Origin of the sequence: Roseovarius conchicola (assembly GCF_041403425.1) — a bacterium.
In the GTDB taxonomy this organism is placed as follows: Bacteria; Pseudomonadota; Alphaproteobacteria; order Rhodobacterales; family Rhodobacteraceae; genus Roseovarius; species Roseovarius conchicola.
On sequence record NZ_JBGEHK010000007.1, the window covers coordinates 75,516 to 98,486 of the forward strand.

Annotated in this window: 24 protein-coding genes; 18 read left to right on the forward strand and 6 right to left on the reverse strand. The window is 58.2% G+C overall.

The genetic code is table 11. The features are described from left to right. The first annotated feature begins 12 nt into the window (after positions 1-12). On the forward strand, positions 13-615 hold the full coding sequence (locus tag V6N02_RS17680) for a LolA family protein (RefSeq protein ID WP_371227714.1): 603 nt from the start codon (positions 13-15) through the stop codon (positions 613-615). A gap of 363 nt (positions 616-978) precedes the next feature. After that, positions 979-2,253 (forward strand): flavin monoamine oxidase family protein, encoded by a 1,275-nt coding sequence (locus tag V6N02_RS17685; RefSeq protein WP_371227716.1) that lies wholly within the window; start codon positions 979-981, stop codon positions 2,251-2,253. 52 nt (positions 2,254-2,305) lie between these two features. Here the strand turns inward: V6N02_RS17685 and V6N02_RS17690 are convergent, their stop codons facing one another. Further along, positions 2,306-2,890, reverse strand: coding sequence for a transglycosylase SLT domain-containing protein (locus V6N02_RS17690; protein WP_371227718.1), 585 nt, complete (start codon positions 2,888-2,890; stop codon positions 2,306-2,308). A 232-nt stretch (positions 2,891-3,122) separates the two neighbouring features. Between V6N02_RS17690 and hspQ the strand changes: the two genes are divergently transcribed. Next, positions 3,123-3,449 carry a heat shock protein HspQ gene (gene hspQ / locus V6N02_RS17695; protein ID WP_371227887.1) on the forward strand — a complete coding sequence of 109 codons (327 nt, stop codon included), beginning with the start codon at positions 3,123-3,125 and terminating at the stop codon, positions 3,447-3,449. Between the two features lie 32 nt (positions 3,450-3,481). Here the strand turns inward: hspQ and ggt are convergent, their stop codons facing one another. From ggt to V6N02_RS17710, 3 genes are all read right to left on the reverse strand, one after another. Beyond that, complete coding sequence (gene ggt / locus V6N02_RS17700) at positions 3,482-5,059, reverse strand: gamma-glutamyltransferase (protein ID WP_371227720.1); 1,578 nt, start codon at positions 5,057-5,059, stop codon at positions 3,482-3,484. Positions 5,060-5,379: 320 nt separating this feature from the next. Beyond that, positions 5,380-5,835: an ATP-binding protein gene (locus V6N02_RS17705; RefSeq protein WP_371227722.1), complete on the reverse strand. Its 456-nt coding sequence runs from the start codon at positions 5,833-5,835 to the stop codon at positions 5,380-5,382. A 31-nt stretch (positions 5,836-5,866) separates the two neighbouring features. Next, entirely contained in the window at positions 5,867-6,208 is a 342-nt protein-coding gene (locus V6N02_RS17710; RefSeq protein ID WP_371227724.1) for an STAS domain-containing protein, read from the reverse strand. Between the two features lie 208 nt (positions 6,209-6,416). Between V6N02_RS17710 and V6N02_RS17715 the strand changes: the two genes are divergently transcribed. Both V6N02_RS17715 and V6N02_RS17720 read left to right on the forward strand, forming a co-directional pair. Then, the gene (locus V6N02_RS17715; protein ID WP_371227726.1) at positions 6,417-7,592 is read left to right on the forward strand and encodes a thiolase family protein; all 1,176 of its coding nucleotides are present in this window, start codon (positions 6,417-6,419) and stop codon (positions 7,590-7,592) included. A gap of 19 nt (positions 7,593-7,611) precedes the next feature. Then, positions 7,612-8,070, forward strand: a complete 459-nt coding sequence (locus V6N02_RS17720) for a GAF domain-containing protein (protein WP_371227728.1) — start codon at positions 7,612-7,614, stop codon at positions 8,068-8,070. Here the strand turns inward: V6N02_RS17720 and V6N02_RS17725 are convergent. After that, positions 8,039-8,356 carry a DUF1294 domain-containing protein gene (locus V6N02_RS17725; protein ID WP_371227730.1) on the reverse strand — a complete coding sequence of 106 codons (318 nt, stop codon included), beginning with the start codon at positions 8,354-8,356 and terminating at the stop codon, positions 8,039-8,041. The genes V6N02_RS17720 and V6N02_RS17725 overlap by 32 nt on opposite strands. A 178-nt stretch (positions 8,357-8,534) precedes the next feature. Here V6N02_RS17725 and V6N02_RS17730 point away from each other — a divergent pair, with 178 nt between their 5' ends. The 11 genes from V6N02_RS17730 (at position 8,535) to V6N02_RS17780 (ending at position 20,222) form a co-directional block, all read left to right on the forward strand. Beyond that, positions 8,535-9,107, forward strand: coding sequence for a helix-turn-helix domain-containing protein (locus V6N02_RS17730; RefSeq protein ID WP_371227732.1), 573 nt, complete (start codon positions 8,535-8,537; stop codon positions 9,105-9,107). A gap of 11 nt (positions 9,108-9,118) precedes the next feature. After that, positions 9,119-9,508 carry a GFA family protein gene (locus V6N02_RS17735; RefSeq protein WP_371227734.1) on the forward strand — a complete coding sequence of 130 codons (390 nt, stop codon included), beginning with the start codon at positions 9,119-9,121 and terminating at the stop codon, positions 9,506-9,508. Then, positions 9,505-9,882: a GFA family protein gene (locus V6N02_RS17740; RefSeq protein WP_371227736.1), complete on the forward strand. Its 378-nt coding sequence runs from the start codon at positions 9,505-9,507 to the stop codon at positions 9,880-9,882. Before V6N02_RS17735 ends, V6N02_RS17740 begins: the two co-directional genes overlap by 4 nt. Further along, complete coding sequence (locus V6N02_RS17745) at positions 9,882-10,505, forward strand: LysE family translocator (protein WP_371227738.1); 624 nt, start codon at positions 9,882-9,884, stop codon at positions 10,503-10,505. The genes V6N02_RS17740 and V6N02_RS17745 overlap by 1 nt, the downstream gene beginning before the upstream one ends. Positions 10,506-10,580: 75 nt before the next feature. Further along, positions 10,581-13,028, forward strand: coding sequence for a GcvT family protein (locus V6N02_RS17750; RefSeq protein ID WP_371227740.1), 2,448 nt, complete (start codon positions 10,581-10,583; stop codon positions 13,026-13,028). Next, a complete protein-coding gene (locus V6N02_RS17755) occupies positions 13,025-13,651 on the forward strand; it encodes a LysE family translocator (protein ID WP_371227742.1) in 627 nt (208 codons plus the stop codon). The genes V6N02_RS17750 and V6N02_RS17755 overlap by 4 nt, the downstream gene beginning before the upstream one ends. Beyond that, positions 13,648-14,724: an alcohol dehydrogenase catalytic domain-containing protein gene (locus V6N02_RS17760; RefSeq protein ID WP_371227744.1), complete on the forward strand. Its 1,077-nt coding sequence runs from the start codon at positions 13,648-13,650 to the stop codon at positions 14,722-14,724. Before V6N02_RS17755 ends, V6N02_RS17760 begins: the two co-directional genes overlap by 4 nt. Next, complete coding sequence (locus V6N02_RS17765) at positions 14,721-15,617, forward strand: homocysteine S-methyltransferase family protein (RefSeq protein ID WP_371227746.1); 897 nt, start codon at positions 14,721-14,723, stop codon at positions 15,615-15,617. Before V6N02_RS17760 ends, V6N02_RS17765 begins: the two co-directional genes overlap by 4 nt. 30 nt (positions 15,618-15,647) lie before the next feature. Continuing rightward, complete coding sequence (locus V6N02_RS17770; protein WP_371227748.1) at positions 15,648-16,625, forward strand: GlxA family transcriptional regulator; 978 nt, start codon at positions 15,648-15,650, stop codon at positions 16,623-16,625. 123 nt (positions 16,626-16,748) lie between these two features. Continuing rightward, positions 16,749-19,193, forward strand: a complete 2,445-nt coding sequence (locus V6N02_RS17775) for a GcvT family protein (RefSeq protein ID WP_371227750.1) — start codon at positions 16,749-16,751, stop codon at positions 19,191-19,193. Positions 19,194-19,415: 222 nt separating this feature from the next. Beyond that, on the forward strand, positions 19,416-20,222 hold the full coding sequence (locus V6N02_RS17780) for a methyltransferase domain-containing protein (RefSeq protein ID WP_371227752.1): 807 nt from the start codon (positions 19,416-19,418) through the stop codon (positions 20,220-20,222). A 68-nt stretch (positions 20,223-20,290) separates the two neighbouring features. Here V6N02_RS17780 and V6N02_RS17785 read toward each other — a convergent pair whose 3' ends face one another. Next, on the reverse strand, positions 20,291-21,559 hold the full coding sequence (locus tag V6N02_RS17785; protein WP_371227754.1) for a flavin monoamine oxidase family protein: 1,269 nt from the start codon (positions 21,557-21,559) through the stop codon (positions 20,291-20,293). Positions 21,560-21,646: 87 nt separating this feature from the next. On the opposite strand from V6N02_RS17785, the gene V6N02_RS17790 reads away from it, so the two are divergent. Next, positions 21,647-22,291 (forward strand): RluA family pseudouridine synthase, encoded by a 645-nt coding sequence (locus V6N02_RS17790; protein ID WP_371227756.1) that lies wholly within the window; start codon positions 21,647-21,649, stop codon positions 22,289-22,291. Between the two features lie 55 nt (positions 22,292-22,346). Further along, a complete protein-coding gene (locus V6N02_RS17795) occupies positions 22,347-22,925 on the forward strand; it encodes a hypothetical protein (protein WP_371227758.1) in 579 nt (192 codons plus the stop codon). Positions 22,926-22,971 lie beyond the last annotated feature (46 nt).

Sequence of the window (22,971 nt, forward strand, 5' to 3'; positions counted from 1 at the left end):
TAGGTTCAGGTTATGACTTTGTTTCGCACGATAATCGCGGCTGCCCTGGTGGTGGCCAGTCCGGCAGCGGCAGAAAAACTGTCGTTGAACCAGATCTCGCAGTATTTGAACAGTTTCAGCACTGCCACGGGTGAATTCACCCAGATCAATGACGACGGCACGATCAGCACCGGGCAAATCTATATCAAGCGCCCGGGCCGTGTGCGGTTTGAATACAACCCGCCCGAAAAGATTCTGGTGGTGGCTGATGGCAACACCGTGGGCGTGGTTGATGGCAAATCAAATACCAAGCCTGAAGGGTATCCGCTGCACCGCACACCGCTAAAGATTATCCTCGCGCGGAATGTGAATCTGGCGCGGGAAAGAATGGTGATTGGCCATACCAGTGACGGGACTTCCACAACCGTCACGGCGCAGGACCCGGATAACCCGGAATACGGCAGTATCGAACTGGTCTTTACCGGTAATCCGGTTGAGTTGCGTCAATGGGTGATTAATGACGATGCAGGCAGCCGGACCACCGTTGTTCTGGGTGATCTTGAAAAGGGTGGACGATTGGCGAACAACATCTTCGTAATCCCCGGCATCAGCGATGGTACCAGACGGCAAGATTAAATCCCCAAGCGCAAAGCGTCAAAATTTGATCAAAAAGGCAGGAATGGTGATTTTCACCGCGTTCTTCGCTGGCTGCGACAAGATGCCGTGAGCGTTTCATGATGCTTTGATCGCTATATCTTACCCACGGACCACCAATGCGCGGAGTGCTAGTATAAATAATATCAGGTACTTAGTTTATTTTTTTGACTGCACTCTGATGTAGGCGCGCAGGTCTTGCGCCTCTGACAGCCTTAACCTTGATCTTTGCGGCGGCTCTGTCCACATTAACTCGACAGATTTGATCATAAATTGAGGTGCCGCATGCCATTGCTTTCCAGAAGACAGACTTTGTTGTCCGGTTCGGCCCTGTTGGCCACACCAATGATCCCACGACGCGGCAATGCGGCCTCAACTGACGTGGTGGTGATCGGGGCTGGGGCTGCGGGCATTTCAACGGCACGCGAGCTAACCGTCAGGGGGCTGACTGTCACGGTGATCGAAGCGTCCGGCCGGGTCGGTGGCCGGGTGTGGACCGAAACCGAAACCTTCGGTGTACCCTATGATGTCGGCGCACACTGGCTGCATTACCGAGAAAAGAACCCCTTTGCGGATTACGGCATCGAGAACGGTTTCGATATCTACCGCGCCCCGGATGACGGGGTGATGTATGTCGGCAATCGCGAGGCAACAGATGCCGAGTGGCGCGCCTATGAGCAAGCCGAAACCAAGGCGCTTAAGGCAATCTCCAAGGCGGGACGCAAGGGCAAGGATGTCTCGGCTGCCAGCGTGATGCCGGATCTGGGCGAGTGGGGCATCACGGCCCATATGCTGATCGGCCCCTACGAGTTGGCCAAGGATTTCGACCACTTTTCCTGCAAGGATTGGTGGACCGCTGAGGATGGTACAGATTTCTATTGTCGCGAAGGGTTCGGCACCCTCTTTGCCCACAGCGCGCGGGATGTGCCCGTATCCCTGAATACGGCGGCCAAGACCGTGCGCTGGGGTGGTATGGGCGTGCAGGTCGAGACCGATCAAGGCACGATCGAGGCCCGCGCGGTCGTGGTGACCGTATCGATGGGGGTCCTGAAAAGCGGCGATATCGCGTTCGACCCGCCCCTTCCCGAACGCAAGCAAGAGGCGATCAACCTGTTGACCATGGGGCATTACAACCACGTCGCTCTCCAGTTCAAAGAGAACTTCTTCGGCATCGGAGAAGACGGGTATTACAGCTATAAAGTTGAAAAAGAAGTAGACGGCGTGCCGCATGGATTTGCCGCATTGGTAGATGCAGGTGGAACGGGCATCACCTATTGTGACATAGGTGGTGATTTCGCACGTCAGATGGCCGAGGCCGGGGCTGGCGCCTCGATCGATTTTGTCATCACAGAGCTGAAAAAAGTGTTTGGCTCAGACGTTGAAAACGCATTGCTGGAACAGGCCTTTTACGATTGGTCGTTCGATCCGTTCACCCAAGGCGCTTATGCCTCGGCCGAACCTGGTGGGGCATGGAGCCGCAAGGAATTACGCAAGGCCGAGGCCGAGCGGCTCTGGTTCGCGGGTGAGGCGTTAAGTCAGGATGACTGGGCAACCGTTGCGGGAGCGCACAAATCGGGCAAAAAGACCGCCAAGAAAGTTGCGAACACACTGGCCGGCTAGTGGGAGCGACTGGATGGTGTTCTGGCGGGGGCCGCAGCCCCCGTCACGCTTTTTAGCGACACCGGCGCAATTGCCCGCGATACATTTGCGAACGTTCCTCAACCTTTCCTGACACGCGCAACAACCACGGCTTGCTGCTATACGTGCCGCGCGAAAAGCCGGTGCGCCCTTCGTGATAGGCCAGGTACTGGTTACGCGCATCTGACAGCGGAATGTTCAGCCTGTCGCGCGATTCCTTCATGTACCAGCCCATGAAATCGGTGGCATCGCGGATATTGTCCCGCCGTGCGCCGCGCTTGCCGGTATCCTTCAGGTATTCCTTCCAAGTGCCATCCAGCGCCTGGCTATAACCAAACGCCGAACTTTGGCGGCCCATCGGGATCACGCCCAAAGTATAGCGAAACGGGGTGCGCGCATCCGATACGAATTTGCTTTCCTGATGGATCGTCGCCATCTGCACATGCATCGGCACGCCCCAACGCCGCTCGGTTGCGCGGAAGGCGCGTTTATATTCGGGTTTTGAGCGCAAAATGGCGCAGGCATCATCCAACAGGTTTGCCGACGGCGGAGGACCGCCACGCCCGCCACAGGATGCGACCAGCAAAAGCACCAGTATTGCGCGAAGAGTTCTGCTCATCTGCCTCTCGCTTTCTTTTTTCTTCATTTTAGCGCAAACGACGCCACGAGGGAATCGCCAATTCTGAAAATGCGCCCTTTGGCGGCGGATTTTCCCCATTCGGCGATCAATTTGCTGAGAGGCACTTTCCCGGTGTCCAAGATGACAGACTGTTTCCGCAAAATTTGTCGTCAATATTGGACAAACCGGGCCTGAAATGATTAGTGTGCGGGTCGAGGGGCTTACTGTTATGATGTTAAAAACGCGCGCGAAGTACCATTTGGGACAGGTTGTCCGGCACAAAAAACATCCGTTTCGGGGCGTGGTGTTTGATGTCGATCCCGAGTTTTCCAATACCGAGGAATGGTATGATGCGATTCCCGAAGACAGCCGTCCGTTGAAACAGCAGCCCTTTTATCATCTGCTGGCCGAAAATGACCAAAGCTATTACGTGGCCTATGTGAGCGAGCAGAACCTCGTGGCGGACTATTCGGGAGAACCGGTGGATCATCCTGATATCCCCGATCTGTTCGGTCCGTTTCAGGACGGGCATTACCCGCTGCACTTCCAACTGAACTAAGTGCGTGGCGGGCTGAACCCCGCCCGATTAAGTCAGTACCCCAAAGCACATCCATCTTTTCGCGGGTCACTGGATCCTTCCAGCACGCCGTTTTCGCGAATGGTGATCGATTGTGCGCCGCCAATCGGTTCATGGGGTGTGATCAGGTTATGCCCCATATCGGCCAACGCTTGCCTGGTGGCATCGCTATAACCGCGCTCAATCTTCAAACCTTCGCTTTCGGCAAAACAGCGCGGCGCATCATTGGCGCTTTGTGGGTCCATCCCGAAATCCAGCATGTTCGACATGAACCGGGCATGCCCGCAGGGTTGATAAGCCCCGCCCATCACGCCGAAACTTGTACTGACCTGATCGTTCTGTCCCAGCATCGCCGGTATGATCGTGTGCAGAGGGCGTTTGCCCGGGACCAGTTCGTTCACATGACCCGGGGTTAGATTGAACCCCGCCCCCCGATTTTGCAGCAGAATACCAAACTTTTCTGATGCTATACCCGACCCAAAGCCATGAAAGATCGAATAGATCAGCGAAACGGCCATGCGATCGCGATCGATGACGGTGATATAGACCGTATCTTTGTGCACGGCCTCCGCGACGGGCGCCGGGTCGGGCATCGCCTTTTTCGGATCGATCAACGCCGCCAGCCTTGCGGCGGTTTCAGGCGATAACATATGCTCCAACCGTGCAGTGGTGTCAGGATCACCCAGAATCCGATCGCGGGCATCGTAGGCCAGCTTGCTGGCTTCGGCCTCGATATGGGCGCGCTGTGCGCCAAACGGGTCCATCGCTGCGATATCGAAATGGGCCAGAATGTTCAGAAGTAGGATCGCAGTGGCTCCCTGACCATTGGGCGGATGCTCGATCAGGTCAGTGCCTTTGTAGGTGCCGCTTATGGGCGTGGTGTAATCAACCGAACGGTTGGCGAAATCCTCTGTCGTGTGAACGCCACCCAGTGCGGTCAGCGCCGCCAGCATGTCGTTGGCCACTTCGCCTTCGTAAAACGCGGATGCGCCGTTCTTCGCGATGCGGCGCAGCACTTCGGCCTGACCCGGTGCGCGGAAAAGATCGCCGGTTTTCAGGATCTTGCCGCCATTGGAGAAGTGGGTGACGCCATGGCCCTGCAGCACCTTGGCATCCTCGGGCCAATCCAGAGCAACCCGTGGGGCGACCGGAACACCTTCGTCCGCGTAACGGATCGAGGGTGCAAGCAACGCATCAAGGCCGAGCTTGCCGTGATCTTCTGACAGGCGGCAGAACGACTCGATAGCGCAGGGGGTGGTTACGGCATGCGGGCTATAGACCGGCACAGTGTTATGACCGTCGTCGCGCAGGGCCTGTGCCGACGCGGCGGCGGGCGCGCGGCCCGATCCGTTCAGTGCTTTCACGTTGGTTGCGCCGGGGTCTGTGAAAAGCACGAAACAGTCACCGCCAATCCCCGTCATCTGCGGCTCGCAAAAGCCCAGAAGGACCGCTCCGGCTATGGCTGCGTCCATCGCATTGCCGCCGCGTGCCAGAATATCGATGGCGGTGCGGGCGGCCAGCGGGTGTGAGGTTGCGCAAATGCCATTGCTGGCAAGAACCGCCGAGCGGCCTGGTTGGTGAAAATCGCGCATGGTGTCTCCTGAAACGATTTCGAGGAGACACTAAGGCGTTTCCGTTTCACTGCAAGTGCGCGTACGAGGATATCGGGATGAACTGGTGGCTTGCTTGTATGGCAAAGCGGCAAGGTTCGGCACGCGGAAAGACGCACTGACAAAAAATGAAAATGTAGGGGGATGTAGTTCCTCGGCGTCGCGCACTGGGTGGGGGCTGTTTCAGCGCGACGCCGAGGGAAGCTTATTGCAGCTACCCGACCTGTATGACCATGATTTCAGGCGGATTTTCGCATGGATTATGTCATTTCAGTGGCGTTTTGCCCCCCGTACGGCAACAATTACGCCGAAACAGGCGGATTGATCGCGAACGTTAGGGTTAGGCGATTTTCGCTCGCCTTGCGCGTGTATTGTGCCGTTTCGGTCAGATCGTGAATGAGGGACCAGCCGAATCCCCCTTCCGGGAGGCTGTCGAGCGGGCCTGTTGCATCTGGCAGGGCCCGTTTGGGCAGAGTAAGACCGGGAAGTGGGTGACCGCGATCGCGCGTCCTGATGACCAGATGGCCCCTGTCCAGACGTGCGCTCAGGCACAAAGGACCTTCACATTGAGGGGCATAGGCATGTTCCACGATGTTGTTCAGCGCCTCGGCCATCACGATTTCGACCGTGCCACAGCGGTCTTCGTCAAGTCCGATGTTCTGAAGCCGGGCGCGCAGGTCACCAAGGATATCGCGCACTGTTTCTGGTGTGCCCAGTGTTTCCAATTGAAAGCTGAGTTGCCGGTCTTGCCCTGTCAACGAACGCTCCTGCGTTAGAATGGGTGCGGCGTCAGCCAGCCGCGCGTATGTCGACAGCGTCTTCGACTGAAGGATAGATATCGAACACCGAGTCCATCCGCGTCAGGCGAAACACCTTGTCGACATCGGCCGTCAGTCCGGCCAGATCCAGCTTGCGCCCCGCGCCCATATGTTTCATCGCGGCCACAATGGCGCCAAGCCCGCTGGAATCAACAAACTTCACCTTTGACATGTTCAGAACCACGCGATCAGCCTCATTATTGGTGGCCGTGCGCATAGCATCCTTGAACTGAATAGCCACCGCCGCATCAATGCGCGTGTCGGTAACGGTGAGAATGGTTACGTCATTCGTGGTATCGGTTTCGAGCTTCATTTCTTGTCTCCGCCTGCTAAAGCGCCCTGCAAAAAACTGAACCACAGTTGTCCGCGAAACGCCGTGAGAAATAAGTACGTTGCGCGCGCCACATCCAGACCATCAGTGGCCGTGTCAGAGCGAAACGCGTTAAGTAGAACTACGCGCAGGCTAGACCCCATTCCTTACCATTCGGTATGTAAGGGCCAGATAACCGCAGGAGGATGTTATGAAAGACGTGATCATCGCAGGGGCAGCCCGCACACCAATGGGCGGATTTCAGGGTGATTTCGACGGCGTCGAAGCCAGCGTCCTCGGTGGAGCAGCGATCCGGGCGGCTTTGGCGGATGCCGGGGCAACCACGGTGGACGAGTTGTTGATGGGTTGTGTATTGCCCGCAGGGCAGGGCCAGGCACCGGCACGACAGGCCGGGTTTGCCGGAGGTTTGGGCGAGGACGTTCCGGCCACCACCCTGAACAAGATGTGCGGGTCTGGTATGAAAGCCGCGATGATGGGGTTTGACCAGATCGCCCTTGGCCACGCCGACACGATGATCGCAGGCGGTATGGAGAGCATGTCAAACGCGCCTTACATGTTGCCAAAGATGCGGGGCGGTGCGCGGATCGGACATAGCGAGGTCAAAGACCACATGTTCCTTGATGGGCTAGAGGATGCCTATGACAAAGGCCGTCTGATGGGCACTTTCGCCGAGGATTGCGCCGAGAAATTCCAGTTCACGCGCGAGGCGCAGGATCAATACGCCCTGGCATCGCTGTCTAACGCACTGGAGGCCGAGCGTAGCGGAGCCTTCGAGGGAGAGATTACGCCAGTTACCCTACATACGCGTCGCGGTGAGGCGGTGATCACCACAGACGAACAGCCCGGCAAAGCCCGGCCCGAGAAAATTCCGACGCTGAAGCCGGCATTTCGCAAGGACGGCACGGTGACGGCGGCCAATGCCTCTTCCATTTCCGACGGGGCGGCCGCGCTGGTTCTGGCCTCGGCCGAGACGGCAGAGGCGCAGGGGTTGAAGGTTCGCGCGAAGATTGTGGGCCATGCCAGCCATGCCCAGGCGCCGGGCTGGTTTACCACCGCACCGGTGCCTGCTGCACAAAAGCTGCTCGCCCAGATCGGGTGGAGCGTCGGCGATGTGGATCTTTGGGAGGTGAACGAGGCATTTGCTGTCGTACCCATGGCGTTCATGCACGAAATGGGCGTGGCGCGTGACCAGCTGAACGTCAATGGCGGGGCCTGTGCGCTGGGCCATCCGATCGGGGCCAGCGGCGCGCGGATCATGGTGACATTGCTGAATGCGTTAGAGAAACGCGGGCTGAAACGCGGTGTTGCGGCGATTTGCATTGGTGGTGGTGAAGGCACGGCGATTGCCATAGAGCGAGTGGAATAGCTGCACCCAAGGAGACATCATGCGAGTCGATTACACGGCGTTGGGCAAGACACTCGACGCGTTAACCGAAGGAGAAAACGATACGGTGGCGTTGATGGCCACTGTGGTGTGCGAAGTGCATCACTCCGACGATCGGTTCGACTGGACCGGCTTCTATCGTGTGGTCGCGCCCGAGCTTATGAAGATCGGGCCCTATCAAGGTGGGCATGGGTGCCTGACGATCCCGTTTTCGCGTGGGGTTTGCGGGGCTGCGGCGCGCACTGGTGAAGTGCAGCTTGTTGATGATGTGGATGCTTTTCCGGGGCATATCGCCTGTGCCAGTTCGACCCGATCAGAGCTGGTGCTGCCGGTTTGGAACGACGCGGGAGACTTATTGGGCGTGCTGGATATCGACTCGGATCAGCCGAGTGCGTTTACCCAAGAGGATGCCGAGGCGCTTAGCGGGCTTATGCAGACCATATTTGCCAAAGCACAATAACCAGCAACGCAGCGCATGTGACAAGCAGGGTGCGTTGCACATTTATGATCCGGCGCATGTGATTGGTGAAGGGTTGTTTGTGGGTCTTGTGTCGCAACCTGCGCCGCGCGACCTGTGCCGCCGGAGATCCCCCTATCGCTGCGAGTGTTAATAAACGTCGCTCTGGCACACGCTGCCCGCCAAGTATGGCGCGCCTTTTATCGAGCCAGAACAGCAAGGCAGTCATAAGGTTAACGGCCAGACCATAGGCCAGAACCAAAAGCACAAGAAACTTCACTGGATACATCCGATACTATTTCACTGTCGCGGTTAATCCTCTTTTTCGGACTGGCAGGCGAGTGTGGAAAACCTGACCTTTGGCATGAAATTCCGTTTGATTTTTTCACGGAATCAACGCAACGTGAAATTCTGGGCAAAAATTTCACGGCCCGCATCATAGACCTTAACCCATCGGTGCCCGCTTTATGCATCAGTTCGATCCTGCCAAACTTCATACGTTGGGGGCTGACCTGCGCGCTTTGCGCAAGTCGCGCGGCATGACATTGAGCGATCTGGCCGATCAGTTGGGGCGCTCGGTCGGCTGGCTCAGCCAGGTCGAACGGGACATGTCCGAACCGTCTATTTCCGATCTGCGCCAGATTGCGGATGCGATGGAGGTGCCGGTGTCGTTTCTGTTCGGTCATGCCAGTGCCCCGGCGGAAGAGCAGGGCTATGTCGTGCGCGCGGGTGCGCGCCGTCCCATGGGCAGTGGCGAGGAAGGGCTGATCGAGGAATTGCTGTCGCCCGATCTGACTGACGAATTCGAGGTGATCCATTCGACCTTTCAACCGGGTGCCTCGCTGAGCACGCCAAACCAGCGGCCTACGCAAGAGGTGGGCTATGTGATCTCGGGAAAGCTTGATCTGACCGTTGCCGGAAACACTTTTACAGTTGGCCCCGGCGACAGTTTCCGGCTGCGAGGCGAGGTTTATGATTGGGAGAATCCTTATGACGAAGCGGCTGTGGTGATCTGGGTCATTGCCCCGCCGGTCTATTAGGGAGGCGCGCCATGCATAAAGGGTCTTGTCTTTGCGGTGCTGTGGCCTTTGAGGTCGCCGCTGACTTGGACGCGCCGATTGCTTGTCACTGCAAGCAGTGTCGGCAACAGTCCGGTCATTACTTTAGTGCGGTGGCTGCACCCAAGGGCGCGGTGAAGTTTCACCGTGACTCGACCTTGGAGTGGTATCGTCATACCGATATCGCGACCCGGGGGTTTTGCACCAACTGTGGATCGACCCTGTTCTGGCGCGGCGACGCGAGTGCCAAGATCATGGTCGCGATGGGATCCTTGGACCAACCTGCCGGTCTGCGACTGGCTGGCCATTATTGGTTTGATTTCAAAGGAGATTACTACACGGTTGATGACGGGTTGCCGCAATATGAGGGAGAAGCGCCATGACCAGAGGGCAGTGTTTGTGCGGGGATATCAGTTTCAAGACTAACGCCGCGCCGCAAGGCGCCTGCGGCTGTCATTGCGGACAATGCCGGAAACAATCGGGCCATTACTGGGCCTCGGCTTATGTGCCGAAAACGGCCCTGAAAATCGACGGACCTGTCAAATGGTATGCTTCAAGCGCGACCGCCGAGCGGGGGTTTTGCCCGCGCTGTGGATCGTTCCTGTTCTGGCACGCCCATGACGAGGACACGATCAGCTTCGCGCTGGGCGCGTTGGATGAACCCACCGGGCTGACCTTGGAAAGACACATCTTTGTGGCGGACAAGGGCGATTACTATGAGATCGCTGATGGCTTGCCGCAGTTGGAGCGTTCGTGATGTGGGAGGTTCTGACCGGTTTTGACCCTGCTGTGCTGGTTGCGTTTATCGCTGCGGGCTTGTTGCTGAATATCACACCAGGGGCGGATTTTGTGTTTGTGTCGGCTAGCGGCATCAGCGGCGGGCCCAAGGTGGGCATGGCCGCGGCGCTGGGCATCAATCTGGGTATCGTGGTGCATATTGCGATGGCGGCTGCGGGTTTGTCTGCGCTGCTGATCGCGTGGCCATTGGCCTATGATGTGATCCGCTATGCCGGGGCGGCGTATCTAATCTGGCTGGCATGGCAGGCGTGGCGCTCGGACGGGGCGCTGGAGCAGGGGCGCGCAGCCGGAGATGTGTGGCGCGCGCTGCGCCGTGGCTTCGTGACAAATGTACTGAACCCCAAAACGGCGCTGTTCATCTTTGCCTTTATTCCGCAATTCACCGACCCTGCCATCGGCCCGATATGGATGCAGATCGTCGTGCTGGGGGTGATCTTTCTGGTTTTCGGCATGGCGTTCTCGCTGTGCCTTGGGGCGGCGGCAGGTGCCTTTGCCCATGTCTTGCGTGCAAAATCGCGCGTCTTGAGCCGCTTGTCGGCAGTGATGTTTGGCGGGCTGGCGGCCCGTCTGGTTTGGGAGTGAGCAGGATGGCCCACCCCCTTGGTCTTTCTAAATCTTGCGCGAAGCTGCGCCACTATCTGACGGGAGTCTGAACGAATGGCTGATTTTCCAACAACGGCACGGGTTGTCATCATCGGGGGCGGTGTTGTTGGCTGCTCGACACTGTACCATCTGGCCAAGAAGGGCTGGACCGATTGTGTTCTTCTGGAAAAGAACGAGTTGACGGCGGGCAGCACATGGCATGCTGCGGGCAACGTACCCACTTTTTCCACCAGCTGGGCGATCATGAACATACAGCGCTATTCGACCGAGCTTTATTCCCGGCTGGGCGAAGAGGTGGATTACCCGATGAACTACCACCAGACCGGGTCAATCCGTCTGGCGCATACCAAAGAGCGGATGCAGGAGTTTGAGCGTGCCATGTCGATGGGCCGCTACCAAGGCATCGAGATGGAGATGTGGACACCAGAACAGGCCAAAGAGGCGTATCCCTTCCTTGAGACCCATGATCTGGAAGGGGTTCTTTATGATCCCTCAGATGGCGATATCGACCCGGCCCAGCTGACGCAAGCTTTGGCCAAGGGCGCGCGCGATATGGGGTCTCAGATTGTGCGCTTCTGCCCGGTCACCAACGTGACGCAGAAAGAGGACAAAAGCTGGATCGTCCATACCGAGAAGGGCGATATCGAATGTGACTATGTGGTCAACGCCGCTGGCTATTATGCGCAGCGCGTGGGCGAGATGTTCAAACCTTATGGCGGTCGCACCGTGCCGATGATGGTTATGAGCCACCAATATCTGCTGACCGAACAGATCCCCGAGGTCGAAGCATGGAGCAAGGAACATGGTGGCAAACTGCCCCTGATCCGCGATGTGGATGTCTCATACTATCTGCGGCAGGAAAAGCACGGCTATAACCTTGGCCCGTACGAGCCTAACTGCAAAGGCGAATGGACCGAGTCGGGCGATGCCATCCCCGACGATTTCAGCTTCCAGCTGTGGCAGGACGATCTGGACCGGATTGAGGACATCGTGACCGACGCGATGGAGCGGGTGCCGCTGATGCAGACTTCCGGTGTCAGCAGCGTGATCAACGGGCCGATCCCCTATGCGCCGGATGGCCTGCCCCTGCTTGGGCCGATGCCCGGCGTTGAGAACGCGTTTGAGGCGTGTGTTTATACCTTCGGGATCGCCCAAGGCGGCGGTTCGGGCAAGGTGCTGGCCGAATGGATCGTCGATGGCGCGCCGGAATGGGATATGTGGGCGGTCGATCCGCGACGCTATACCGATTACACCGATCACGATTACTGTGTCGCCAAGGGTATGGAAGTCTATGGCAACGAATACGCCATGCATTTCCCGCAGCACGAATGGCCCGCAGGGCGCGACAAGAAACTGTCGCCGGTCCATGCGAAGGTCAAGGAACTGGGCGGCGTGATGGGCGCTTATAACGGCTGGGAACGGGCCAACTGGTTCGCGCAGCCGGGCGATGATACCTCTGAGGAAAGCACACACACATGGGGTCGCAAAGGCCCGTGGGAGCAACGCATCAAGGAAGAATGCGAGGCGGTTCGCGATGCCTGCGGCGTACTTGATTTGCCCGGGTTCTCGCGCTTCTGGGTGCAGGGCGAGGGCGCGGACGAATGGCTGCGCGGCTTTGTCACCGGGGGCCTCAGCAAGATCGGCAGGATCAACCTGGTTTACGTGGCGGACGAGCGCGGCCGCATCCTGACCGAACTGTCCTGCATCCGTCTGGAGGAAGATAGTTTCGTGCTGATCACCGCCGCCACTGCACAGTGGCATGACGGTGAGCTGATCCGCCGTTCCGTGCCTGAAGGTGTGACTGTCACAGAAACCACAACCGAGCGCGACGCACTTCTGGTAGCAGGCCCGACCAGCCGTGATCTGCTGGCGCCGCTGACCGATGCGGACCTCTCCATGGGCTGGTTGACCCATCAGCACTGCACCGTTGCAGGCAAGAAAGCCTTCCTGATCCGGGTGAGCTTTACCGGTGAGTTGGGCTGGGAGGTGCATGCTGCCAACGAGGATATGCCTGCGATTTACGAGGCGATCCTTGACGCCGGTGCCAAGCCCTTTGGTATGTATGCGCTGAACTCCTTGCGCATTGAAAAAGGCTACCGCGCCTGGAAGGGCGACTTGTCCACCGATTACTCATTGCTTGAAGGCGGATTGGAGCGGTTCGTGAAGTTTGACAAACCGCAGGACTTTGTCGGCAAAGCCGCACTACTGGCAGAGAAACAGCAGGGCCGTAAGAAAGCCTTTGTGATGCTGACGGTTGATGCCGGAGAGGCCGATGCCCCCTATATGTCGACCCTGTCACATGAGGGCGAAGTGGTCGGCGAAACCACGTCGGGCGCCTGGGGCTACCGGGTGAATGCCTCGGTGGCGCTGGGCATGGTGCGGGCCGGTCTGGCCGTGCCGGGGACAGAGCTGACGGTGAATATCTACGGACAGGAATGCAAGGCCGTGGTGCAGCCCGATCAGCCCTTGTGGGATCCGGAAAACGAACGGATCCGCGCATGACGGCAGAGACCTACCTGATCTATCTGGGTGTCTTGGCGGCGTTCTTTGTGACGCCGCCGGATACAAGCCAGTTGCTGATCATCTCGAATTCACTGCGCCATGGGCTGAAACGCTCGATGGCGACAGTGGCGGGGGATCTCAGCGCCAACGCGATCCAGATGACACTGGCAGCCTTCGGACTGACAGCGATTGTGGCGGCCAATGCCAATGCGCTGGTACTCGTGAAATGGTTGGGCGTGGCCTATCTGGTCTGGATCGGGTTGAAACTGATGTTTTCGAAACCAACCGAGCGCAGCGCCGAGGCGGCCCCAAGTGGCAAACTGTTCCGCCAAGGCTTTGTCACCTCGTCGGCCAACCCTTATGCGGTTGTTTTCTTTGGGGCTTTGTTTCCGCAATTCATTGATCCGGCCGCGGCTATCCTTCCGCAATTGCTAATCCTTGGGGTTACCTATCTGGTTGTGGACGGGCTGATCCTGTTGCTCTGGGGTTGGGCCGCGACGCGCACGCTGGGTCGGGTGAAAAACCTGACCGGCGTCTGGATCAACCGCATTTCCGGCGCGTTGATGATTGGGGCGGCTGCTCTACTTGGCTCGAAGGACCTTGTAGAGGACAGCGCGAAATGAGCATCCCTGCCACCATGTCTGGTGTCTACCTGACCCATCACGGCGGGCCGGAGGCGTTGGAATGGCGGCAGGATATTCCGGTGCCTGTGGTTGGCCCGGATGATGTGTTGGTCAAGGTGCTCGCCGCTGGCGTGAACAACACCGATATCAACACGCGGATCGGTTGGTATGCCCCCGAGGTGACTGGCGCGACCGAGGAGATCGATCAAGAAGTTGAGGCCGGTGGCTGGGGCGGGGCGCTGTCCTTCCCGCTTATTCAGGGCGGGGATCTGTGCGGTGAAGTCGTGGCTTTGGGTAAGGATGTTGAGGGTTTCGCCGTTGGACAACGTGTGACTTGCCCGATCAACCAACCGCGTCCTACAGCCGAGAACCCAGTGGGCTTTGTCGCCCTCGGCTCGGAATACAATGGGGCCTTCGCGCAATACTGTGTGGTCGCGGCGCAGGATTTGTATGACGTTACCAATTCGCCGTTGAGTGACGTAGAAATTGCGGCGATCCCCTGTGCCTTCGGCACCGCCGCTGGGCTGTTGCACCGCGCGGGTGTGAGTGCGGACAGCCACGTTCTGATCACGGGAGCGTCCGGTGGTGTTGGCCTTGCTGCCGTGCAGTTGGCGTCGAAACAGGGCGCACGGGTCACAGGCATATCATCCCCTGCCAAGGCCGATGCGGTTATCGAGGCCGGGGCGAAGGCCACGATAGACCGAAGTGCCGCGATCCCGGAAAACAGCTTTACCCATGTGATCGACCTGGTGGCGGGGGATGTCTTTGCTGCGCTGATCGATGCGCTGAAACCCGGCGGGCATTACGCGACTGCCGGGGCGATCGGTGGACCAATGATCGCGGCCGATCTGCGCCGCATCTACCTGCGAGATATCACGATCCATGGCTGCACTTATCAAGCGCCCGAGACGTTCGGTACACTGATCGACATGGTGAACGCGGGCGACGTGCGCCCGCATATCTCAAAGACCTACCCGCTGTCGCACATCCATGAGGCACAGGAAGATTTTCAATCGAAACGCTATCCCGGCAAGCTGGTTTTGCGGCCATGGGACGAGGAGTTGGCGGTATGACTGAGATCACGCTTCTGGATGGGTCGATCGGGCAGGAACTGGTCAAACGCGCGGGCGATCGGCCGACGGCGCTTTGGTCGACCCAGGTGATGATCAAACACCCAAAACTGGTGGGCGAAGTGCATCTGGAATACTTTCAGGCCGGTGCCAGCGTGGCAACGACCAACACCTATGCCGTGTTGCGGGATCGGCTGGCGCGCGAAGGGTTGGATGATCAGTTTGAAGCACTGACCGAGGCGGCTGTGATGTCTGCCCGGCGCGCGCGGGCCGCATATGGATCGGGCCGGATTGCCGGAGCCTTGGGGCCGATTGGCGCCTCCTATCGCGCAGATGTGGCCCCGCCCGCCGAAGAGGCCGCGAAGATCTATGGTGAGACCGTCGCGCTGCTGAAGGATCACGTTGACCTTTTGTTGATCGAGACGGTGTCCTCGCTGCAGCAGGCCGAAGGCGCGCTGCTGGCCTGCATGGGGCAGGGTTTGCTGGTTTGGCTGGCGCTGTCGGTGGATGATGAAGACGGCACCAGGCTGCGCTCGGGTGAAGGTGTTGCCGATGTTGCGCCGCTGATCGAGAAGCATCAGCCTGATGCGATCTGTATCAACTGCTCGCGCCCCGAGGCCATTGGGCCGACCCTAGAGATCATCAAGGGTTTCGGTAAGCCCTTTGGGGCGTATGCCAACGGGTTTACCAAGATCAGCGAAGGCTTCCTCAAAGATGCCCCGACCGTCGATGCGTTGGAACAGCGCCACGATCTGGGCCCCGAGGCGTATGCCGCTTTCGCCATGGGCTGGATCGGCCAAGGTGCTACGATCGTGGGGGGGTGCTGCGAAGTTGGCCCGGCCCATATCGCGGAACTGGCCCAGTGTATCACCCGGGCAGGATATCGCATTGTCTAAAAAAACCCGTCATGACCACGGCCAGATGCAATGACCTCGGAACACGCCCAGCCGCGCAAGCAGCATTTTGATATCATCGTCACGGACGGGTTCGTTCTGACTGAATTCGCAGCCGTGGTGGACCCGTTGAGAACGGCCAACCGGGTGACGGCACAACCGCTGTTTTCCTGGACCTTCAGATCGGCCGGCGGGGGCACGATCACCAGCAGCAGCGAGGCGATCTTGCCAACCGAACGGTTTGCGGAGAAACCCGACGCGGATTACCTGTTCGTCATTGGCAACACTGACCCGGACGCACCGGGGCTAACCCTTGGCAATGTGATCAACACATACACCCATCGCGGAGCGAAGGTGTTTCTGCTGGCCGAGGCCGCGAGCCGCTATATCAAGGACAAGGGTAGCGCGGCCTGGGGGATGTCCACCCATTGGGAAAACTCCGCCCTTCTGCGCGAACGGATGGAACTTCTGGATACAGATAACGCGCTGGCCAGTGGGGATGGTCCGGTTGTCACCTGCGCCGGGATGAACGCGACGATGGACGTCGTGCTGTCCGTCATGGGGCAACATATTTCATCGGCCGAATTGCAGACCGTGGTGAACATTTTCCTGCACGAGCAGATACGCGATTTTGGCACCCGCCAGCCATTCGGCGGAACCAGCGCGGCAACCACGGGGGATGCCGATCTGGACCGGGCGATTGAAATCATGCAATCGCGGATCGAAGACCCGGTGCTCATTGGCGAGCTTACGACATCGGTTGGGGTTTCCAGCCGATCTCTGGAACGGAAGTTCCGTACCTTTCTGGGCACGACGCCGAACACCTATTACCGCCAGTTGCGCCTTGCCCGGGCCAACAACCTGCTTTTGAACACCACGTTAAGCGTGCGCGAAGTCGGATTGGCCAGTGGCTTTGCCGGAGGGTTTTCGGTGCTTTACAAAAGTTTCTACGGCATCACGCCTCTGGAAATGCGCCGCCGCCGCCGCAGGCAGAAAACCTGGAAGGACTAAAGCTTTTCGCGCAGCACTTTAGTTACTAAAACTTCGGAAGCGGTGACGGATTTCGAACATTTTATGTCGGATGTTTTCGGCATTCTGCAAAACGAAACCAGAATTCGACAGGAGATTCGATGAATGAGCACTCTTCCAAATAAAGCCCGTGTGGTGATTGTCGGTGGCGGCGTGATTGGCTGTTCGGTGGCATATCATCTGGCCAAGCTGGGCTGGAAAGACATAGTGCTGCTGGAACGCAAGCAACTGACATGCGGCACGACATGGCATGCCGCCGGCCTGATCGGCCAGTTGCGCGCCTCGTCCACCATGACGAAACTGGCAAAATATACCACCGACCTCTATCACAATCTGGAAGCCGAAACCGGCATTTCCACAGGCATCAAGGCGAATGGCTCGATTTCCGTGGCGCTGACAGAAGACCGCAAGGAAGAGCTGTATCGCAGTGCCGCGATGGCCCGTGCCTTTGATGTGGATGTCGAGGAAATCTCGCCTGAAGACGCCAAGAAGATGTACCCGCACCTGAACATCGGTGATGTGACGGGGGCCGTATATCTGCCCAATGACGGGCAGGGCGATCCGGCAAACGTTGCCCTTGCGCTAGCCAAAGGCGCACGCATGGAAAAGGCGTTGATCCGCGAAAACGTCAAGGTCACTGCGATCAGCAAGGCAAATGGCCGCGTGACCGGTGTTGACTGGGCCGCTGGTGAAGAAACCGGTCATATCGAATCGGATTACGTTGTGAACTGTGCCGGCATGTGGGGCCATGAGGTTGGCAGAATGGCGGGTGTGAACGTGCCGCTTCATGCTTGCGAGCACTTCTACATCGTGACCGAAGCCATCCCTGAACTGACCGAACTGCCGGTGCTGCGGGTGCCGGATGAATGCGCCTATTACAAAGAAGACGCGGGCAAAATCCTGTTGGGATGTTTTGAGCCCAACGCCAAACCCTGGGGCATGAACGGCATTTCGGAAGATTTCTGTTTCGACCAACTGCCCGAAGATTTCGACCATTTCGAACCGATCCTTGAAATGGCGGTAAACCGGATGCCCATGCTGGCAGAGACCGGCATTCATACGTTCTTCAATGGCCCTGAAAGCTTCACCCCCGATGACGCCTATCACTTGGGCGAGGCGCCCGAGCTGCGCAATTACTTCGTCGCGGCGGGCTTTAACTCGATCGGTATTCAATCTGCCGGTGGGGCGGGTAAGGCGTTGGCCGAATGGATGGAAACCGGTGAAAAGACGATGGATCTGGGCGGCGTTGATATTTCCCGGATGCAACCTTTCCAGGGCAACAAGCATTACCTGTTTGAACGGTCCAAGGAAACGCTGGGCCTGCTCTATGCCGACCACTACCCCTATCGGCAAAAAGCCACCGCGCGGGGCGTACGGCGGTCGCCGTTCCACAACCTGCTGGACCAGAACGGCGCGGTCTATGGGGAATCGGCTGGATGGGAGCGGGCCAACTGGTTCGCCAACGAGGGGCAGGCGCGCGAATATCAATATACCTGGAAGCGTCAGAACTGGTTTGAAAACTCGGCCGCTGAACACCGGGCGGCCCGTGAGAATGTCGGCATGTACGACATGTCATCTTTTGGCAAGCTGCGGATCGAAGGGCGGGATGCCGAGACGCTTGTGAACCTTGTCTGCGGGGCCAATATGTCGGTGCCGGTCGGCAAGATCGTCTATACCCAGATGCTGAACAGCAAGGGCGGGATCGAGGCGGACGTGACCGTGACCCGCCTGTCTGAAACGGCCTATTTGATGGTGACACCATCCGGCACCCGTCTGGCCGATCAGACCCGGCTCCAGCGCCATGTCGGGGATCTGCGTGTGGTCATCACCGATGTGACAGCAGGGGAAGGCGTATTGGCCGTGATGGGGCCGAATGCGCGTACCTTGCTGGAAAAAGTTTCGCCCAATGACTTCTCGAATGCGGTGAACCCCTTTGGCACGGCACAGGAAATCGAAATCGGTATGGGCCTCGCCCGGGCACACCGTGTCACATATGTGGGCGAGCTGGGCTGGGAGATTTACACCTCTTCCGACATGGCTGAACATGTGTTCGAAACCCTGTGGGATGCCGGCAGAGAGATGGACCTCAAGCTGTGCGGTATGCACATGATGGACAGTTGCCGGATCGAAAAGGGCTTCCGTCATTTCGGCCATGACATCACCAGTGAAGACCATGTGGTTGATGCGGGACTCAGCTTTGCCGCTGATCTGAACAAGGATGATTTCATAGGTAAGGCCGCTGTCGCCGCGCGCAAGGAAAGCGGGCCACAGAACCGTATGGTGCAGTTCCTTCTGAATGATCCCGAGCCGCTGCTTTATCACAACGAGCCGATCATCCGGGATGGCGAATATGTCGGGTACCTGAGCTCTGGCAATTACGGTCACACGCTAGGCGGGGCCGTGGGTATGGGCTATGTGCCCTGCGCAGGCGAAAGCGCGGCGGATGTGCTGGGTTCCAGCTATGAGATCGACGTCTGTGGCGTGAAGGTCAAGGCCGAAGCCAGCCTGAAACCGATGTACGATCCCAAGGCAGAGCGGGTGAAGGTGTGATCTGACACGCCGTTATGCCTGAGATCAGGGCCAGCACCGGCGGTTTCCCGGCGCTGGCCTTTTTCGTGCGCTGCGTTTTTCAGTTGAAGAAACTTAGTTCATGTATGCCTGCTCGCCACTTGATGCAGAGCTACTCTGACACCTTTGAGAACCTTTTCCCGGCTGTTGAGGTCGTTGTGATATGCTTTGGGCCCACGATGAATTGCGGAGAAAGGATACCCGATGGTTATCGAAGTAACGCAAGAAGAGCTGCAGGCGGGTCGCGGATATGAAACCTTGTTCGTGCCTGCGTTGTTTGCGCCTTGGGCGGGCCACTTGATTAAAGGAGCAACTGTAAGGGAAGGCGCGCATGTGTTGGATATTGCCTGCGGCACGGGCGTGTTGACACGCGCGGCACTAAAGCGCGCGGGAAGTTCCGGTCGGGTCGTTGGTCTTGATCCGGCGCCGGGCATGCTTGCCGCCGCAAAGGAAGTCGAAAGCCGAATCGAATGGGTTCAGGGCAGCGCAGAAGACGTACCTTTTGGCGATGGATCGTTCGACTGTGTCATCTCGCAATTTGGCATGATGTTCTTTCAAGACAAAAAGAAAGCAGTGAGCGAAATGTACCGGACCGCCAAGCCGGGCGGCACATTGGCGATCGCAGCATGGCACTCGATTGATCGGAATCCTGCCTACGGCGACATTGTCTCGGTGTTGGAAGAACATGTTTCTCCAGCGGCTGCAAATGCCGTCACGATCCCATTCTGTTTGGGCAACCCGGACGATGTTGTCACTCTGTTGTCGCAAGCTGGTTTTGCCGGAACAAAGGTCGAAACCAAAAGCGAGCAGGCAGAGTTTCCCAGCACTCGGACAATGGTGGAAGTGGAGCTGCGCGGATGGTTGCCCCTTTTCGATATCCATCTCGATGAGGATCAGATCAGCGATGTGCTGACAAAGTCAGATGCGACGCTGTCCAAATACGCAACGCCATCTGGAAAAGCTGTCTTCCCTACATCGGCTTACATCCTGACGGCTCGCAAACCGGGTTGATCCAACCGTTTTGATTTTATCGCAGCGACGGCTTCATCCATAGGCCTTTATGTTTTGCTCTGGCTGTCCTAACCCAACTGCGCCATCGCATCCTTTGCCGCGCGCAGCCCATCCAGATGTGCACCACTGACCGAGGCTTGCTGTCCATCGGCATGGGTTGCTTCGCCCGCGAAATGCACCCGTTCGGCATGGGCGCGGCGCAGGATATCGCGCCGGTTATACCCACCCGGCAGCGCCCCGGCATAAGAGCCGCGCACATAGGGTTCGTTGCGCCATGCCGTGGCGTGGCCCTTGATGAAATCCCTTTTGATGCCGGAGCCGAAAATCCCCACCAATGTCTCAAGCGCATGATCAATCGCGACGTCGGGTCCGGCCGCTTGCAGTGCCCGCGAAAAGCTGCCTGAGTTCTCGAAGCTGGTCAACCCGGTGCCACAGATATTGCACAGGAACCCACCGCCCTGCGCGATTCCGGCATCATTTGCGTGCAACCGGTATGTCAGCCATGTGTCGGCCTCGACGGGGATCGCGCCGGGGCGGAACAGCATGGCGGCGTGATTGTAATCGCTCATGGTGATCAGATCGAGCGCGCCACGCCGATCCGCTTCAAGCGGCGGATCAAAGCGGATCACATCCTCGGCCAGCACCCCGACCGAGGCGGTTACGATCACCGCGCGGGCCGTGGTGATACCATCGGTCGTGGTGATGCGCACGCTGTCGGCCAGCGCCTCGACATCCGTCACGGGGGTGGACAGTTTGATGGGCAGCCCTTCGGCCGTGCGGGCAATCAGATGGCCAAAACCTTCGCGGCAAAACCAGTCGCCCCCGCTTTCCCAGGCGAGCATGTCGCGCAAGGATGTATCAGGCAGATCCCGCGCGATCGACAGGGCCATCATCATCACAGCCGTCAGTGACCAAGGGGTCTTGTCCTCAAAGATATCCGCAAGGGATCGGTCGGTGGGCACACCGGTTTTCGCTTCGGTTTCGGCATCCTCCCGGGCGGCCTTTTTGATGGCTTTGTAGATCTCGGCGACCTCGTCCCAAAGAACGTCATCATCCTCCAGCTCGTGGGTCACGCCATTATCCGGCGCGGGGTAGAGATCAAGTCCCAGTGCAAGGCCCGGTGCTTTCAGGGCGTTGACATGTTCGGTGTGCATCCAATGCGCACCCATATCAAACGGCACGCCAAAAATCTCGGAATCGGTATGGGTCCGCCCGCCAATGCGGTCGGCGGCCTCGATGCAGATCACCGAATGGCCTGCTGTCTTGATCGCTTGGGTGGCGGCAATGCCGGCGGCACCCGCGCCCACGACAACAACCTCGTAGTCTGTGATGGTCATGGGTCTGCCTCTCATTCTGGATTTGATCAAATCATAGGGTGGCAATGCCGGGTGTAAACCGTGATCGCGATAGTGTAGGGGGGCGTCATGAGTAACTACGCCCCGCCCGATACCCCGCTTGAGGTGCTGCACGAGGATCATCAGATCGTCGTGGTCAATAAGCCGGAAGGGTTACTGTCTGTGCCAGGGCGCGGCGCGCATCTGGCCGATTGCCTGCTGACCCGCGTGCAAGAGGCGTTCCCGATGGCCCTATTGGTGCATCGGCTGGATCGCGACACGTCGGGCGTGATGGTGTTTGGCCTCACCCCCCATGCGCAGCGGACCCTGTCGATGCAGTTTGAAACGCGCGCGGTGCGCAAGACCTATGTGGCGCGTGTGGCCGGGCGGTTAGAGCCGAAGACCGGCACGGTTGATGCCCCCCTGATCGTGGATTGGGAGAATCGACCCCGTCAGATGGTCTGCCCCGAGACCGGCAAACCTGCGGTGACCGACTGGCGTGTGCAGCGATATGGAGAGGGCGAAACCCGGGTGCGGTTGATTCCCAAAACCGGTCGCAGTCATCAGCTGAGGGTGCATATGCTGTCGCTTGGCCATCCGATACTGGGCGACCCGCTTTATGCGGAAGAAACCGCCGGGGCCTATCCACGGATGATGCTGCATTCCGAGGAATTGCGGCTGAACCATCCCGAGAACGGGCCCGGCATGAGCTTCCGGGCGAAGGCGGGTTTTTGAGTATTGCAATGCCTCAGGGCCAACCACCAACGATTTAAATCCTAGGACGATAGGTATGAAGCTGGACTGGAAAAAATATGCCACCTATCAGCTCCCTGATTTCCCCTTTGGGGAATTGGCGAGAACGCTGGATATCCAAGAGGTGGAACATGGCCTAGAAACACTGAAGTCACAGCTTCAGGTCAGGCAGGATAAACTTCAGGAGCTTGTGCGACCAGCGGGCATCTTGCTGGATGGCTCCGATAAAGAGATCATAAAGCTGAACGAGTTATTCTCTGGTAAGGCGGAGCGGCAGCCGGGTGCCGACCACATGACGTTTGCGTGGGGCGAATTTTGTCTGGATGTTGGGGTCTATCTTGGGGAAACGATACGCAAAATGCACCCGAAGCTAAGCTGGGATGTTCTGGAGCGGGGCGACCCGGAACATCCTGAATATCATGATATAGGTCTTATATACGCCAATGAGCTATATGTAACAGTTGATGTTTTTAATTCGATTTTCATGTACGCACAAAGCGTTTTGGACAATGACTTGCTGTGGCCTGCGCTTTGGTCAGAAAACTTCTTATTGATTGTTCAGCAAACGGACGCGCGAATGAGGGGCGAGGATCCGTTTGAGTGGATGAGGGGCTAACCACCTCAGGTCTTTTGCAAAGTGATGAGACAGGTTCGAGCCAGAT

Coding starts and splice junctions, on each gene's coding strand:
- V6N02_RS17780 (WP_371227752.1), top strand. CDS start 19,416: ATGGTTATCGAAGTAACGCAAGAAGAGCTGCAGGCGGGTCGCGGATAT.
- V6N02_RS17785 (WP_371227754.1), bottom strand. CDS start 21,559: ATGACCATCACAGACTACGAGGTTGTTGTCGTGGGCGCGGGTGCCGCC.
- V6N02_RS17795 (WP_371227758.1), top strand. CDS start 22,347: ATGAAGCTGGACTGGAAAAAATATGCCACCTATCAGCTCCCTGATTTC.
- V6N02_RS17730 (WP_371227732.1), top strand. CDS start 8,535: ATGCATCAGTTCGATCCTGCCAAACTTCATACGTTGGGGGCTGACCTG.
- V6N02_RS17735 (WP_371227734.1), top strand. CDS start 9,119: ATGCATAAAGGGTCTTGTCTTTGCGGTGCTGTGGCCTTTGAGGTCGCC.
- V6N02_RS17715 (WP_371227726.1), top strand. CDS start 6,417: ATGAAAGACGTGATCATCGCAGGGGCAGCCCGCACACCAATGGGCGGA.
- V6N02_RS17680 (WP_371227714.1), top strand. CDS start 13: ATGACTTTGTTTCGCACGATAATCGCGGCTGCCCTGGTGGTGGCCAGT.
- V6N02_RS17775 (WP_371227750.1), top strand. CDS start 16,749: ATGAGCACTCTTCCAAATAAAGCCCGTGTGGTGATTGTCGGTGGCGGC.
- ggt (WP_371227720.1), bottom strand. CDS start 5,059: ATGCGCGATTTTCACCAACCAGGCCGCTCGGCGGTTCTTGCCAGCAAT.
- V6N02_RS17725 (WP_371227730.1), bottom strand. CDS start 8,356: ATGTATCCAGTGAAGTTTCTTGTGCTTTTGGTTCTGGCCTATGGTCTG.
- V6N02_RS17760 (WP_371227744.1), top strand. CDS start 13,648: ATGAGCATCCCTGCCACCATGTCTGGTGTCTACCTGACCCATCACGGC.
- V6N02_RS17750 (WP_371227740.1), top strand. CDS start 10,581: ATGGCTGATTTTCCAACAACGGCACGGGTTGTCATCATCGGGGGCGGT.
- V6N02_RS17690 (WP_371227718.1), bottom strand. CDS start 2,890: ATGAGCAGAACTCTTCGCGCAATACTGGTGCTTTTGCTGGTCGCATCC.
- V6N02_RS17790 (WP_371227756.1), top strand. CDS start 21,647: ATGAGTAACTACGCCCCGCCCGATACCCCGCTTGAGGTGCTGCACGAG.
- V6N02_RS17770 (WP_371227748.1), top strand. CDS start 15,648: ATGACCTCGGAACACGCCCAGCCGCGCAAGCAGCATTTTGATATCATC.
- V6N02_RS17755 (WP_371227742.1), top strand. CDS start 13,025: ATGACGGCAGAGACCTACCTGATCTATCTGGGTGTCTTGGCGGCGTTC.
- V6N02_RS17710 (WP_371227724.1), bottom strand. CDS start 6,208: ATGAAGCTCGAAACCGATACCACGAATGACGTAACCATTCTCACCGTT.
- hspQ (WP_371227887.1), top strand. CDS start 3,123: ATGTTAAAAACGCGCGCGAAGTACCATTTGGGACAGGTTGTCCGGCAC.
- V6N02_RS17685 (WP_371227716.1), top strand. CDS start 979: ATGATCCCACGACGCGGCAATGCGGCCTCAACTGACGTGGTGGTGATC.
- V6N02_RS17740 (WP_371227736.1), top strand. CDS start 9,505: ATGACCAGAGGGCAGTGTTTGTGCGGGGATATCAGTTTCAAGACTAAC.
- V6N02_RS17745 (WP_371227738.1), top strand. CDS start 9,882: ATGTGGGAGGTTCTGACCGGTTTTGACCCTGCTGTGCTGGTTGCGTTT.
- V6N02_RS17765 (WP_371227746.1), top strand. CDS start 14,721: ATGACTGAGATCACGCTTCTGGATGGGTCGATCGGGCAGGAACTGGTC.
- V6N02_RS17720 (WP_371227728.1), top strand. CDS start 7,612: ATGCGAGTCGATTACACGGCGTTGGGCAAGACACTCGACGCGTTAACC.